This window comes from Malacoplasma penetrans HF-2, assembly GCF_000011225.1.
In the GTDB taxonomy this organism is placed as follows: Bacteria; Bacillota_I; Bacilli_A; order Mycoplasmatales; family Mycoplasmoidaceae; genus Malacoplasma; species Malacoplasma penetrans.
On the sequence record NC_004432.1, the window covers coordinates 555,471 to 571,803 of the forward strand.

Genomic DNA, 16,333 nt, shown 5'->3' on the forward strand with positions numbered 1-16,333 from the left:
ATTTTCATTATTAATAGTTAATAATTTAGGTTTTATAAATTAACCAAAAACAAAAACCTCACAGTTTTATAAAGTTGTGAGGTTTTTAATCATAGTTATTTTTTTATAAAGAATAAATATCTTTTAAGTCTATTAATAAATAACTAGATTCATCTTCTAAATCAAATCCACTTTTACTAGCAAATCCCATTTTAAAGTTCTTGATATCAAGTTGTTGAATTTGAAAAAGTTCTTCTTTAATTGTTGAATATTTAATTTTGTTTTTAGAGTATTTAACTTCTATAAAATTATAGACACCATCATAATCTAAATAAACCACATCAAATTCAACATTGATCTTTCTTTTAGAGTCATTGTGTCAGTACTTGCCAATGTTTTTAAAAGGAGTATTTAATTCACTTCTTAGATTTTTTTCTATCAAATATTGTTTAACAATTTTCTCAAATTTTTTAGGAATAAAAGTATTCTCTAAATCTTCTTTAATAAACCTTTTATAGTAGTCTTGAGAAGAACCTGAAAAATTTAAAGTTTTATATGCAGAAATATATCTATAATAAAAATCTAAAAAATTGTCTTCAATATAGTAAAAAATCCTTTTTCTATTCTCTAACATATTTATAGGAGTTTCTTTAACTATTAATCCCATTTCTGTTAATGGTTCTAAAACAAACAGTATATGAGATGAGCTTTTACCAAAACTGTTATATAAATCACTCAATTTATTTTTGCCATTACTGATATGAGTAAATATTGCATTAGACCCAGGGATATTTTTAATTTCATCTACATAAATAACACTAGGGCTATCTAAGACAGTCTTATTTTCTAAAATATTCTTTTCAATATTTTCATCTATTGATATTTTTGGATTGATAAATTGTAAGTAATATGGAGTCCCACCAAATACTGAATATGCTTTTACTTTGTCTTCTAGACTATAATTTGGATAAAATAATGAAGCTTCAAAATAATTAAAATCTTTTACCACCAATTCATAAGTAAACCTTCCATATAATGGTGCATTATAATTTTTAAGCTCATTCATAGTTTTTGTATGTGAACCAATTATTATTAATTTCATCTTAGATTTTTGATGATATTTATCAATAAACTTTTTTAAAATGCTATCAAAGAATTTAATAGTTTCAATTAAATAAGGATATTCATCTATAACAAATATTATTTTTTCTTCTAATGATTTTTGAAATAAAAATTCCAAAGCAGATTCAATTGAAGAGAAAAATTGAAATGTTGATTGATTAAATTCAAGATTGATAGCATTTGAAAATCATTTTAAATTGTAGTTTAAATCATTTCTGCTTCATTCATAATAAATTGTTTTGCAATTACAATCTTTTAGTGACTCCAAAATAAGAGAGCTTTTACCAACTTTCCTTTCCCCTGAGATGATGATACTTTCAAATTTTTTTGAATTGTATTTTTCTTCTAATATATTTAATTCTTTTGCTCTTCCAAAAAACATTTTAAAAACCTAAAATAACTCTTTCTAATATTTTAGTAAAAACTTTTTACTAAAATATTTTTACTAAAAACTTTTTACTAAAAAGTTTTTACAAATAATTCCCATTAACTTAATTTATGTTTTTTGAACCTTATTTAAATCTATTTAAATTTATTAAAAAAAGATATTTTTCAATAATGTAGATAGCATTAATTGACTTAAAGTATTAAAATTAAATAGTATATTCAAATAACTATTAAATAACTATGAAAATTTATATAAGTAAAATTAATAAAAAAAACGATAAAGATATCTTGTTTTATAAATACAAAAGTTCAAAAAAGATTGTTGCTTTAGCAATTTGAGCTGAACTTATGGAACCAAGATACATTTTAAATAAAGCTAGCTTTTTAAGAGCTTGAAAATTATTTATGGACTCTGAGTTAGATATTGTAGTTGATGAAGTATTTCAATATGAAATTCTATTAGACTATTTAAACTTCTTTGATTTATCTAAATTAGAATTATTTTTAGAAAAGATTTGAAGCAGTAGATATTCTTTTGTTATTGCTAAATAAACAATATTTTGTGTATTATCTAAGTAAGGCAAGATTTTTAAATCTTGCTTTTATTATGAAGTTAAGTGTAAGGATAAAATATGATTAAAAGTGTAAAAATAAAAAACTCATCAAGTTTTTTTAAAGAACAAAAAGTAGAATTTTTTAATTCTTATGATGATCCCAATAAAAGTTTAAATTACATTTTTGGATTATCATCTTCTGGTAAATCATCTTTATTTAATTTATTAAAAGCAACTATTTATTACATAAGAAGATGAATTACCTTTTTTAAAGGTGATATGTTTTCTATTAAAAAAACTTTTAATTTGCAGTCCTATTTTAATCCCAACATTAACTCAACAGAAATTGGTATGGATAATGAATCTTGTATTGAGATTATTTTTGCTAATGCAGAATGAGAATATAAATATGAATTAAGATTTTGTGAATTTGCTTGTAACTTAGAACACTTTTCATATAGAAACCAAAATTCAAATAGTGAATGAATAACTATCTTTAATAAGGCTTTATTATCAGTTGAAGAAATTAACCAACAATATGAAACTATTTTTAATTATGAAGTTAATAGCAAAGAATTAGGTTTAGATTTTGAAGTTAATTTAGCTAAAAAAGAATTGAATGATTCAGTGTTTATGCACATTTTGTCTCTTTGTAAAAATAACAATATAAAGCCAATTGTTAATATTATTGAAAATATTGTCTTTTTTGAAACTAAAAATTTTCATTCATTAAATAACTTTTTACTTCCTTATTCTTTCTTTTTGAATAATAAAAAAGAAATCCTTGAAGGTTTAAACAATATGGAAATGGAATATTCTGATATTGCTTTAAATAACTTTAATAAAATTACAGGTGCATATGAATTAAACTTATTTTTAAACACTTATGATAATTCTAAAAAAGTTAGATATATTAGTTCTTCCCAACTTTCTAAAGGTGAACTAAAATTATTAATTCTTTCATACTTATATGAAAGATATAAAAACCAAAACAAAATTATTATTGTTGATGAATTCTCGTCAACTATTAAATATAGTAATTTCTTATCAATTCAAGAATTTCTAAAAAGAGTTTTAACTTCAAACAACAAGTTCCAATTCATTTCTTGAAATAATGAGTATTTTGAAGAAACTAAACAACACTTTGATGAAAACATGAACATTTTTAACATTGTTAAATCTAAAAACTATGAAAGCGAAATTAAACAAATTTCAAAAGATGATATTGAAAAAGAATTAAAAGAAAAAGAAGTTGAAAAACTTAAAACAATGTTAAATGTTGAACTATTAAAAGAGTCTAATCTTGCTAAGAATAATTCTGAATTTGAATATCTTAAAGATAAAAATGATCAAGTTGAAGAAATTGAAATCAATGAATCTGAAGAATTAGAAGAGTCATATGAAGAAGAGCCTTCAAAAGAATTAGATTCTTCAATAATGGATTTAGTTAATGAACTACAAGATGAAGAATTTATTGATGATGAAGAAGAATTATCAGAAGATGAAATAGCTAGAATGAGCAAACAAGAAACATCTGATGATGACTTATTTGAGCTAGAACAATTTAATGCTTCTTTTATTTTTCCAAAAACTAGTGCTAGTCAATGAAAAGAAGAACTAGAGCATGAAAAGGAAAAAGAAGAAGAATAATAACTATATAATTAGTTTCTAATTAAATAAAAATAAAAGGGATGAAAATGAATAAGTATAAAAATCAAATTGGTTTAATTGGATTAAATGATAGCAGTGAATGTTTATTAAGAAATCTTACTAGAAATTGTTTTAGTGTTCTTACATATGATTTAAATAAATCAAAATATGAAGAATTAAAGAAAGAAGGGTTTACATGTTTTGATTCTCTTGAAAAATTTGTTAACTATTTTTTAGGAGAAAAAATAGTTTTACTTACAGGGAATTGAAACAGACAAACAAACAACATATTTTTAGATTTAATTAATATGTTGAATATGGATAGCATCATCATAGATTTAACAGACTCTAGTCATGATGTAGTAGTAAGTAATTATCAAAAAGCTAAAAATAAAAACATTGAATATGTAGATGCTTCAATTATAGGAACACTAGATGATATTACATGAGGTTTTAGTTTAGCAATCAGTGGGAAAGAAAACACTGTAAGATATTTACAAAATGTATTAAAAAATACTTTATCTCATGAAACTAATTTCTTTTTCTCTGGAGCAATAGGGTCTGCTCATTTTCTTAAAATGATTCATGACTCTATTCAAAATTCATATGCTAATTCAATTTTAGAAGGATTAGATCTAATGAGAAAAAGTCAGTTTGACTTTAACTTTAAGCAAGTATTAAACTTTTTTGAAAATGGTAATTCATTAATTCAATCTAGAATTTTATCTTTACTAAATAAAGCTGATGTAAGTAAAGAAAAAGATAATTATTTATTAACTGATGATGTTGTTAATTTAAACAGTGTACAAAACTATATTAAGCATTGTATGGAAAATAAAATTTATTCACAAACAAATTCTTCATCTAATTTTTCAATTCTAAAATTAAAAGATTTAGATGATGATTTCAAAAAAATGCTTTTTAAAAATTTAGTATTTGAAATAAAAAATGTTGAAGAAGATGAATAGAATTTAAACTACTAGAAAATAACAAGCAGGTCTTGTTATTTTTTTATTTACTTGCAATATTAAGTAATTTAGTTAATTAATAAGTAGATATTAATATATATTAATAATTAGTTATAAATAATTATTAAAATGATTCCAGTTACAATATTTTATATTTCTATCTCTCTTATAATTGTTTCATTAACTTTTCTTTTTAATTTCTTTGGAAAAAGACTTGTTAATAACTATTGGTTTTGGGCCATTCCAAGTCTTTTGTTTTTAATTTACTTTATAGTTTTTAGATTCTATGGAGCTTGAAGGGATTTAAATCAATTTCTACAAACTAACTCAATTTGGTTAGGTAATGAGTTAAACTATGAAGACTCAATAATAGTTAGTAAAGCATTATTGTTGGATATGTGTCCATTTGTTGCTATTGCTTTACCAGTTTCATTAATTTTGGATAAGACAAGAAGAATTGCCAATGCTATATCTCCGTTTGCAATCTTAGGTGCTGGAATTACCATTCCATTTATTGCATACTCAGATCCAGAAGCTGCAATCTCATTTAAGTATTTTTTTGTTGGTGGGTTTTTACCGATATATTTTTTTATGCATCTATATTTATTAACATATGGAGTAATGGTGTTTTCTAATAGTAGAAATAGAAAATGAATCCATTTATTAGATTGTCATATTTTTGCAGCTATCTTTTTTGGTTATGTTTGCTTTGTTTCTTTCACAACTAAAACAGTTTGAAATGTAACTGGAATTAATGCAAATGATTGAGAATCATCTCTTGGTGAATATAATATGGTTTCTCAAATTTTTAATTTACCATTTCCATCAGTAATGGTTATAAGTTTTTTATTAGCTTATATATTTGTAGTATCAATAGTAAGTATCAATATTTATTGAAAGAAAAAACATCAAAAAGATTTCAAAGTTATTAAATTGAAATATCTTAAAAATTCTAAAAATTTAAAAAGTAAATAATGTTAAATTCAATCTTATGAAAAAAGTATTAAAAAATGGTTCTACTTCTTATTTCCAAATAAATGGTTCAAAGTTCTATGGATTTGGATTTTATATAGAAGATGAAAATGAAGTAAATTCTATTGTTAAAAAGTTATGAGAAGAACATAAAAAAGCAGTTCATATATGCTATGGATTAGTTTGTAATCAAAACAATTTATTAATAGAAAGATTTGATGATGATAATGAACCTAAAAATCTTGCAGGTAAAAAAATCTTATTAGCTTTACAAAATAATAATTTTGTAAATTCTTTAGTAGTGGTTGTAAGATATAAAACTAAATCACTATTAGGAAGTGGTTTACTATCTAGAAGTTATTACAAGGTTAGTGAATTATTGTTGCAAGAAAGTGAAAATTATAGTGAATATACAAACACTTATAAATTTGAAATAGATATAAAAGATCAAAAGGAATTATCTAACCTTTTAAATTTATCTAAATCTAATAGACTTACAATTTTGGAACAATCAGAATCTAAAGCAACTATAAGAGTAGAAGAATTAAACTTAGAATTTGTAAAACAAAAACTAAATTTATGTTAATTTTTTGATTGAAATTAAAAATAAAAAAAATTAATTTTTTTTAAATTTATTATGCTATAATCAAATTTTTTGTTGATTGTGCTTTTTTTATAAAATATAATTATTATTGTGGTATAAATCAATGAATTTAAATAAGATCATCTACAAAATTAATAATGAAAATTTTAAAAAGTTCCAAGTTTTCAATTCATCAAACACATTAAACTTCTTTATTGTTAGTGACTTTTCTAAAATTCCTCCTCAGGAAATTATTAGATTATTGAATAATGATAGAAAAATAATAATTGATGATAATTCAATTGTTAGTGTCGAAACAATTAAAGAAATCTTTTCTACTTTACAGTTTAGTGATAAATTGAAAAACTTATATATATCTAAAGAAGCATATTTACAATGTGGTTTTCACAAAGATTTTAGTGACCTACTAGCTGAGCTAGAAATCATTAATGAATCAAATGCAGACTTAATTGTAAAATCTGACATTCCATTACAAGCAGGATTAAAACTAAAGTATTTTGAAAATCCTGATTACTTATTAAAGGTGTTAGATGGAACTTTATATATTAAAAAAATATTTTTAGAAAAATTTGATAACTTCAAATTTAGTTTAAAAAATGAATTTGAAAACTTATTGAAATTTGGAACTATAGTAAAAAATAATTTAATTTCTTCTTCAAATATCTTTATTGAAGAAATATCTAAGAACTACAATGTTATTTGTAATGTTTTAGATCTTGAAAACAATTTCTACCCTGAAATTGATAATATCGAAAAATGAGGATTATTATCTTGTGTGGATTTAGATAGTAATTTAGTAGCTTCTCTAAATTCTGAAGAATCTAATCACTTACCAGGTTTTTTGCATTTAGAATCTAAAAACTTTGGTTGAATAGATGCTGTAAAAATTAAAAGAAATATCAAGAAACAAAACATTAAAAAAATCATTTTAGAAAATATTGAATGATTAGATAATTTTGAAGAACTAAAAATTTGTACAGAATATGGATTTAACTTCATGCGTACAAAAACATTACCTCAAATTAATAAAGTAGATAAAACAATTGCTTTATATACAAAGTTTGATGGTTGAAATAAAGAAACTAAATCTATTATTAACCCAGAAGATGTTCCATTTGAAATGTTGTATTTTATACATGAACTTAAAAGAATTCTATGCATTGAAACAATCTATTTAAGATTGCAAGGTGTTGAAATAGAAGTTTAATTCTTAATAATATATTGTTTAAAGTTATTGCTAATAAAAACAGAAAAGTAAAATTTTCTGTTTTTATTTTTATTTATTTTTTTATTATATATATTGTGAATTTATAATAACAATCGATAAAAAAATAAATAAAGGATAGTATGAAATCTAAAAAGAATAATTTTTTTGGTTTAAAAAATAAATTTAATAAAGTAAAAGAATCTATTTCAAATACTAGAGAAAATGTTGTTAGTAGTATTTCAAATCAAATTGAATCTGTTAATAATACTTTTAATGAATACAAAACTAATTTAAATGATTCTAAAAAAAGATTTAAAAAGTTTGTTAAGAAAAATAAATTGTTAATGATCTCAACTGGTACAGTATTGGGAACATTTACATTTGCTATGACAATTTATTTTTCTCAAACATTAAGTTTTTACCAAATGGAATCACGTGGTAGTAAACAAGGGAATAATATTGATACTTTATATAGTCATGACTCATACATTACTAAAAAGTATAGAAGATCAGCTGCAAGAACATATTCTGGGACTTTAAGTGGATTTCCTGCAATCACTACTAGGAATGGTGCAGAGGCTAAGACAAGTATCTCTTTTTATAGTGCTGATTATTATCCATCACCAGTTCACCCATACTTCACAAATACCGGTACTCAAAGTGGTACACCATCTGACACAGAAAAAATGAATAATGTGTGAGATGAAAACACACTATTAAATTCTAGTCAATTTATTCAGTGAGCAATTGCAAACAAACAATTAAAAAAACATCCTGCAATTGACCTTCAATATTATCAAGCAGCAACTAACAATACTAGTGAGTATTATCACAAATTACCAGATGATGCTTTGGCAGTAGAAAAGAACTTTAACATTGATTTAACCCAACCAGGTTATGTAGTAACAGGGTTATATGCTCCACCAGGTGAAGTTATTAACATCAAAATTCCTGGATTAACTGATGAAGAAGTTAAAGCTTTAAATTTAACTTTAACAATAGGTGACAATGAAAATCCAGCTCCTGGATATAATGCTTCAAACTACTCTAGAGCTAGCAAAAGATTACCAGTCATGAAAACAAGCATTAGTATAACTACTAGTGAATTTAAATATGGTTCTCCTTTTGGTGGAATTGTTAATGTTGTTGTTAACAAAGAACCTGGTTTAAATGCTTTAAAAAATGTAGGGATGGTAATTAATGGTGCTGTTGAAGCTTTGCACTACATTCATGGATACACAACAGAAGCAGAATGAAAGAGATTAACTAAAGAAGCTAAAGCTCCTATATTTGATATAGCAGCAGATCATATTAAGTTTGCAGGCCCTGTTCACACTTTAAGCCCTTATTTTAAAGGTGATAGTGCAACATATACTCAATAATATGATCCAAAATCATATCCTTATAAATCAATGGATCTATATGACAAGATGGCATTAGATGCTTTATATACAATTAATAAAAATGCTGTTTGAAAACAATCATACCGACATATTCATAGTAACTTTGTAGCCTATGGGGCAGCAGTTAGTTTTGTGGGTGCTTCATATATTAATTCACCATGAAGTTGATCAGCATCAATTTTAAATTATGAAAATGTTCTTAATGAAGGTTCTTGAGGTGTAATGCATGAGAACAATCACCAAAACCAAGGTTCTTGAGGATATACAGGAAGTGGTGAAGTTACTAACAATGTATTAACAATTGCTTCATATTTAAACTTTACTAATGTTTCTAACAATAGATATAAATGAATAAATTACAATGCAACAGATGGAAAAATCTCTAAGAGAGGAAATAACCACATTTATAAATTAAATGGATATTTGAATGTTGATACTTATTTAGATGAATATGTAAATGACAATAATAGTCCTGATAAAAATAAAGCAAGAGAAGGTATTGATTATGATTATTCAGTAATTATGTCTCATTTTGGAACTAGCACTTTCCAAAAAATTATTAGAAGTTATAGTGATTCTACAGTTACTGATTTCGAAGGAAATAAAATTACTATTCCTGAATCTATAAAAAATGACAGAAATGCAATATTTGTTTATAGAATTTCTGCTGTTACTGGATATGACTGAATTGAATACACTTATAACTCTGGATTGATTTCTAGTGATATGAAAACCAAATTAGAAACTGCTTTATCAACAAATTTCCCTGTTACTAATACTAACGATAGTACTGGTGGTAACAGTGGATCTGGTAGTTCTTCATCAACAACTAATAAAAATAGACTAAAGAAGTTTTTACCAGTTGGTAGTTTTTATGCTTCTCAAGTTGCATATGATGTAGCAACTGATGAAAATGGAAATGTAATTGAACCTAATAACTATACATCTATCCAAAGACCTTTCTTAATTCCAAAAACTGCTTTTACTAGTGGATATAAATTTAATTTATCTGATAGTACTAAAACTGCTACTAAAAAACAAATGGATTCTAATTACACATTATCTGATTATAAAATTACAAAAAATCCAAATAGTAGAAGTAGTTATGACTCGAGTTCTAACACTTTAACATATTATCCAGATACTTCTAATCTAAATAACACTGACAGTTTTGAATATGAAGTTACTGTAAAAGATGGAGGAAGTAATCAATATATTGTTAGATATAAAGTTGATTTACAGTTAGAGGGAAATACTACTGAATTTGTAGTACCTAGTAATGAAAATTATCAACAATACTATAGTTCTCAAATTACTTCATATCATAATGATATTAATTGAGATACCAATGTAACAGTTGGAAGTGAACAAAAATCTTTATCTTTACTAAGAGATAATACAAGTGGTAGCAATAACTTTACAGCAGCAACTACAAAAGATTCAACTTCTAATGACTTTTTATTTACTTTTGAAATCCCATTTAGAAGAGATGTGGATGTTAACTATTTAGAACTATGACCAAATTCAGTAAATAGAACTGCACCAGATGGAATAATAATTAAAGATGCTAAAGACAATATTTTATTTGAGGGAGACTTTGAAAAAACAGCTTATCCTAAATTTTCTTTCCCTTCAGCTAGAACTAATAAATTAAAAGTATCTTTAAAAACTTTTGATAGGGAAGCAGGGAATACTGGAGATGATGGGGTTACAAGCTTTACTGAAAAACCAGTATCTAGAACAGTACAAGTCTGATACCTAGATGCAGGGTTAAAAGTTTCTCCAACATTAATTCTTACTCCAGACTCAGAATGAATCTATACAGTTGGTGATTGAAAGAGAGGTAATAAAGATGGGAAAGTAAATGGAGCATCTTTATACACAATCTTACCTGGCACTAAAGTTGCATTTGGTTTTAGAGGAACTGCATTTACAATTGTTGGAACTAAAGACATAGGATATGGATCATTTAATGTATATATTGATCACAAATATTACAGTACAGTTTCAACAAGTTCAAAATCAAGATCAGCAAATGAAGGATTATTCAGTGCTTCAAATTTAAGTGAAGGAGAACATTACGTGTCTATTACTACTAAAAACTCAGCTCCAGTAGAAATTCAATATTTTGCATTAGAGGGAACTGCTCAACCAATCAGTGTTAACGATTGATTCTACTTCTTAGCAATTGGTTTATCAATTATTGTTTTATTAACAATTGTTATTACTGTTTTATCAGTAATGTATTATTTAAAAGTTAAAAATAAAAGAATTACTATTTTTGATAAATTTAAATCTAAGTTTAAAGCTAAACCAAATAGGCTTGAAAATGATGAAGATGATGAAATTGCTTTAGAAAAAGTAGAAGAAAAAAATAATAGTAAACCAATAGAAAACAAGAACATTGATTTAAAAGATTCAAAAGAATTTAAAAAAGAGGAACAAAATAAAAATACTGAGACTAAACCTAAAAAAGATAAAGATAAAAAATCTAAAAGGAATAAATAATTATGAATACTAATAGTCAAGTTAATAAAGTTCCTAAAGATAACAATCTAAGAAAAGAAAAGAAACAAGCTAAGAAAAATAAAACTAAAAGCACAAAAGAAAATAAGTCATTAGATTCTTTTGATAAAGTATTAAGTACATTTGATAATTTCCAAAATAAATTATTAAAAGATATTAACTCATTTTTTAAAGAATTCTTTTCTAAAAAGTATTTTGTTAAAAGATATTTAAAATTCCAAAAGTTCTTTTTTGTTTCAAGTATTGTTTTATTAGTATCAATGTTTTTCTGTTCAGCATTCTTAGGTGCAAAAGTTGGTTACTACATAAATTCAGTTCATTTAGATCAGTACAATTCTTTATTAATTCCAGGATCTATTATTGGAATCTTGTCCTTCTTCTTATTTATGATTAATTCTATTTATCAACTACTAATCTTTTTAAAGTTATATGTAGCTGAGAAGAAAATAAAAAATCTAAGGTTCTTTGCATATGTTGGTGTTTTATCTATAGATTTACTAATAATATTATTATCATTAGTATTAATCATTGTTGACCATAGATTAATTTTTATTACAGAAATTATTTTAGTATTCTATTCATTGATTTGTAGCTTCTTATATTTTGATGAAAAATATGATCTTGATTTTGAATTCATTAAAAAGATGAATAATAAAATTATCTCTAACTTCAACATTGATAAGATTAAAGAAACTTTCTTATTAACTAATAATGAAGAAACAAAAGATGTAATTGAAACTAAAGAATTAAAATCTAAAAATAAGAAAGATAAAAAAGATAAGAAAAGAAAAAAGACTAATTAATTAGTTTTAAAGATGCTTTTACAAAAGCATCTTTTTTATTTTGTTGAATAGTTTAGTCAAATTTTTTGCTTGCAAATAATATTTTAAAAAAATGTTTATTTTATATATTTTTAATATACATATATTAAAAAACTTGCAGAAAATAATTTCCAAATATTGCAATTTGCCTCCCAATGAGCTAATATAAAATTACCTTAACTATAGAGTTTTGGGATTTGATAGTCTTTTAAAAAGAAAATTAAAATCTAGGATATCAAATTTGAAAATAAATCAAAAAAGGAATGATAATTATATGAAAATAAGTAAAAAATTATTGATTGGAAGTATTACCACTCTTGGTGCTATTGGTGTTGGTGCAGCTGTTACAGCACCTTTAGTAGATTCATTTGCAAATAGAAACTCTAGTGGTGTAGAAGTTCCGAATCAGGACAACAACAATAACTCTGGAGATAATGATAATAACAGTAATCCAAATGGAGATGGAAATCAAAACCAAGGTGGAGACGAAAACACTGATGGTAATGACAACCAAAACCAAGGACAAGATGGAAATAATGGTGACGGCAACCAAAACCAAGGTGGAGATGGAGATACTAATACAGATCCTACTCCTCCTGTTCAATTGCAAAAAGATGCTACTAGACCAAATGATGGAACAGAAATTGAATCAAGTGTTACAACAATTCCAGTAGCTGATGTTACTGAATTAAACAATTTCTTAAGTGAAAACTTTGAAAAATCAGTTAAGCCAACTTTTAATGGTTATTTTAAAAATGTAGATGTTTCTCTTGTGAAAGATTCTGCTAATTTTGCAAACAAAAATTTCAAAATATCAGTAACTCCAACTTCTGGACATGCTTGAGAAGATGGAACAACTGATGCAAAAGAATACACTGTTCTTTTACCAAAAATGTTATTATTGGCTAGAACTTCAGGTGCACTTAGCTACAATGATATAATTATTGCAACTAATTCAGCTACTTTAGATAGTCACTTAAAATCTAATTTCACAGCTAAAAAATTTAGTGGTGCAACTATAACAAACTATACAGCTGAGTATGTTGCTGGTTCAGCTAATTTAGAAAATAGTTCATTTAAAGTAAAATTAACACCAGTTGTAGGTGCTGCTTGATATAATGGTGTAAATTATGGAACAACTCCTGTTACAGTTAATGTTTCATTTTTAGCAGCTATTCCTGTAGTTTCTCTATCTAGTGCTGACACATTCTTGCAAACTTTCTCAGCTTCAGAAGTTTGAAATACTGAAACTTTTAATACAAAGCTTACAGATTTATTTAAAAATTCAGATAGTTTAAAATCATCTCTTTCAAATGATTATTCAGGTACTAACATATCATATGTAAGTGGTTCAGCTGATTATGATAAAGGTGAATTTAAAATTACTGCAACTCCAAAAGGTAGATTTTCATGATTAGATACTAGAACTAAAGAAGCTAGAACTATTACTGTTAAAGCAAATATTCAAAAAATTTCATACAACACACCGCTTTCAGTTCAAAATGGTGGAAGTAGAACAGATCTTATTTATGGAAGACCAACAGTTGTTCTAACATCTAAGACTACTAATACTACAACTTATAAAGCAAACTATAAATTGCATGAATCATCAGCTCAATATGGATGAACAACTCTTTGAAGTTATTCTCAAGATGGTGGTAAAACTTGAACTTCAGAACCTAAATCTGCTTTAAATCCAACTGTTACAGTAAACAATAGCATGGTTAAAGGTTCTCTAAAATTAAAGTTTGAAATCTTATTCTATATCGATGGTGGAGAAAATGCTCCAACTGTTGGATGATCAATGACTTTTGATGCAATTTAATTAGAACTCATAATTAAAAGTTAAAAATGACTTGTAAATATCACAAGTCATTTTTTTATTTATTTTTTAAATTAAATAAGTTTTCTTTAAAAACTCTGCTTCTTAATTTTATGTAGTAGAGTTTTTAAACTTTTTATGAGTACAATTTTAAAAATTGTTTTGAATAATTAATTTAATTCAGTTTAGTGATTTATGTTTGAATCAAAACTAAATATATAATTTATTTATTAATACAAAACATTTGACACAAAAAAGATGCATTACGCTCTTTTTAAAACAACACATGATAATTTTTTACGTAATTTTAAATACATAAAAAATTTACAAAAGATTTTTTGAACACCAAAATCTACTTTTTATCAAGCTAACATAAAATTGCCATAACTATATAGTTTTGGTATATTTGTTTAGTTTGAATTTATTGATACAAGAATTTCAATAAATCAAAAAAGGATGATAAAAATATGAAATTAAACAAAAAATTATTAATAGGAAGTGTTACAACTCTTGGAGCTATGGGTGTAGGTACAACAGTAGTAACATCTCTTGCAAAAGATGAATCAACTTCAGTTGTTCCATTATCTGATTCATTAGCTCAAAAAAACTTGAGTGAAGTAGGGGTTGTAAATGACGCAAACAACAACTCTCGAGACAAAGAAGTTAATGTTGTGGTTGCTCCTAAAGTTTCTGCTGAAACTAAAGAAGTTGCAGAAGTTAAAAATGATGCAACTGCTCCAGCTGATAATACAGTTATTGAATCAGGTGTTGTAACAGAACCTGTGACTAATAATAATGAATTGAATAAATTTTTAAAAGATAACTTTGAACAATCAGTCAAACCAACATTTAAAGGTTACTTTCAAAATGTAGAGATTTCTTATAAAGAAGGTTCTGCAAAATTCGATGATAGAACTTTTCAAATTAAAGTTAAACCAGCTGATGGTCATGCTTGAGAAAATAAAACAAATAATGAAAAAGAAATATCTGTTTATTTACCAAACATGTCGTCATTAGCTGATATTAAAATAGGTTCTCAAAAAGTTATTACTTATAGTGGACCTAGAATGGATTTTACTAGTTCAAGTAATTTAAATAATTATTTGAAGAGTAATTTCTCAGAAAAGAATTTAAAAAGTGTGACATTCACTAATGTTGATAAAATTGAGTATGTTGAAGGTTCTGCAAAATTAGCAGGATTTGGTTCAAGTTTATTTAGTATTAGAATTACTCCAAAAATTGGAGCAGTTTGATACAACAAGAGTTATCAACCAAGAACAATTCCAGTTTTATTTGCTTCAGCAGTAGCTGTAACTTCAGTTCAAAGTTTTGACAAATTCAATTATCAATTCTCAGCAGCAGATGTATGAAGTAAAGAAACATTTAATAGTAAATTAACTGAGTTATTTAAAAATCAAAATAGTGTAAAATCAAATTTTTCAGGTGACTATTCAAATGTTAATTTAAAATATGTAGATGGTTCTGCTAACTATGAAAAAGGAGAATTTCAAGTAACTGCTACACCTGGTGCAAACTTCTTATGAAGTGATTATACTAAAGGTCAAAAAACAATAACTGTTTCTGCTCCTAACATTCAAAGATTCAATACTCCTCTTCCTGTTAAAGTTGGTGGTAGTAGAACAAGTCTTATTGTAGGAACTCCTTGAATGTCTTTAAAAGGTAAAAATAAAGAATTTACAACTTATGAAGCACATTTCACTCTTAGAGGAGAAGCTAGAGATTTTGGATGAACAACTATTTGAAGTTATTCTAATGACAATGGAAAAACTTGAATCTCAAAAGATCTTAATGGTTTAAAATCATTCCATATGTTGAGTAAAAATGTGAAAAGTAATACTTTATTAAAATTCCAAATTATGTTTAATACAAGATTTGCTACTAGCACTCCTTATGAAGGGTATGCAATGACTTTTAATGCAGTTTAGTTTAAATTGCTATTAATGAAATTAAAAAATGACTGGTGTATAATCATTGGTCATTTTTTTTAACTCCTAATACTTAATAACATTTTCTTATTTGCTTTTTGTTAATTTTATTAAGAGATAGGATATTATTATTAAATTTATTTTTATTAGTTAAATAACTTAAAAGTTTTAATAACAGGTTTTGATTTTTTTAAAATTCATATTCTTTAGTTTTTAAGAAAGATTATTTAAAAATTTGGGGTTTATAATTGTATATCTTTTTTTAAAAAAATTACAAAGAAATGCTTTTAAAAGTTGAATTTCACTTTTTAATAAGCTAACATAAAAGTGCCACAACGATAGAGTTTTGGTATGTTTGTTAGTATTGATTTT

The 16,333-nt window shown here is 25.1% G+C and carries 12 protein-coding genes; 11 read left to right on the forward strand and 1 reads right to left on the reverse strand.

Going from position 1 to position 16,333, the window contains the following annotated elements:
- Nucleotides 1–103: 103 nt before the first annotated feature.
- On the reverse strand, nt 104–1,483 hold the full coding sequence (locus tag MYPE_RS02225) for an ATP-binding protein (protein ID WP_011077247.1): 1,380 nt from the start codon (nt 1,481–1,483) through the stop codon (nt 104–106).
- 245 nt (nt 1,484–1,728) lie between these two features.
- On the opposite strand from MYPE_RS02225, the gene MYPE_RS02230 reads away from it, so the two are divergent.
- The 11 genes from MYPE_RS02230 to MYPE_RS02280 all read left to right on the forward strand — a co-directional run bounded on the left by MYPE_RS02230 (nt 1,729) and on the right by MYPE_RS02280 (nt 15,961).
- Complete coding sequence (locus MYPE_RS02230; RefSeq protein ID WP_011077248.1) at nt 1,729–2,040, forward strand: hypothetical protein; 312 nt, start codon at nt 1,729–1,731, stop codon at nt 2,038–2,040.
- Nucleotides 2,041–2,120: 80 nt separating this feature from the next.
- Nucleotides 2,121–3,692: an ATP-binding protein gene (locus MYPE_RS02235; protein ID WP_011077249.1), complete on the forward strand. Its 1,572-nt coding sequence runs from the start codon at nt 2,121–2,123 to the stop codon at nt 3,690–3,692.
- A 47-nt stretch (nt 3,693–3,739) separates the two neighbouring features.
- Entirely contained in the window at nt 3,740–4,660 is a 921-nt protein-coding gene (locus MYPE_RS02240; RefSeq protein WP_044891247.1) for an NAD(P)-binding domain-containing protein, read from the forward strand.
- Between the two features lie 129 nt (nt 4,661–4,789).
- A complete protein-coding gene (locus MYPE_RS02245) occupies nt 4,790–5,635 on the forward strand; it encodes a DUF5378 domain-containing protein (RefSeq protein WP_011077251.1) in 846 nt (281 codons plus the stop codon).
- 16 nt (nt 5,636–5,651) lie between these two features.
- Nucleotides 5,652–6,218, forward strand: coding sequence for a YigZ family protein (locus tag MYPE_RS02250; protein ID WP_011077252.1), 567 nt, complete (start codon nt 5,652–5,654; stop codon nt 6,216–6,218).
- Nucleotides 6,219–6,339: 121 nt separating this feature from the next.
- A complete protein-coding gene (locus MYPE_RS02255) occupies nt 6,340–7,443 on the forward strand; it encodes an adenylosuccinate synthetase (protein ID WP_044891248.1) in 1,104 nt (367 codons plus the stop codon).
- A gap of 140 nt (nt 7,444–7,583) precedes the next feature.
- On the forward strand, nt 7,584–8,825 hold the full coding sequence (locus MYPE_RS02260; protein WP_011077254.1) for a M60 family peptidase N-terminal accessory domain-containing protein: 1,242 nt from the start codon (nt 7,584–7,586) through the stop codon (nt 8,823–8,825).
- Between the two features lie 48 nt (nt 8,826–8,873).
- Nucleotides 8,874–11,354 (forward strand): M60 family metallopeptidase, encoded by a 2,481-nt coding sequence (locus MYPE_RS02265; RefSeq protein ID WP_044891249.1) that lies wholly within the window; start codon nt 8,874–8,876, stop codon nt 11,352–11,354.
- Between the two features lie 2 nt (nt 11,355–11,356).
- Nucleotides 11,357–12,175 carry a hypothetical protein gene (locus MYPE_RS02270; protein ID WP_011077256.1) on the forward strand — a complete coding sequence of 273 codons (819 nt, stop codon included), beginning with the start codon at nt 11,357–11,359 and terminating at the stop codon, nt 12,173–12,175.
- 292 nt (nt 12,176–12,467) lie between these two features.
- Nucleotides 12,468–14,018, forward strand: coding sequence for a hypothetical protein (locus MYPE_RS02275; RefSeq protein ID WP_044891250.1), 1,551 nt, complete (start codon nt 12,468–12,470; stop codon nt 14,016–14,018).
- Nucleotides 14,019–14,482: 464 nt separating this feature from the next.
- Entirely contained in the window at nt 14,483–15,961 is a 1,479-nt protein-coding gene (locus MYPE_RS02280) for a hypothetical protein (protein WP_011077258.1), read from the forward strand.
- Nucleotides 15,962–16,333: the final 372 nt, after the last annotated feature.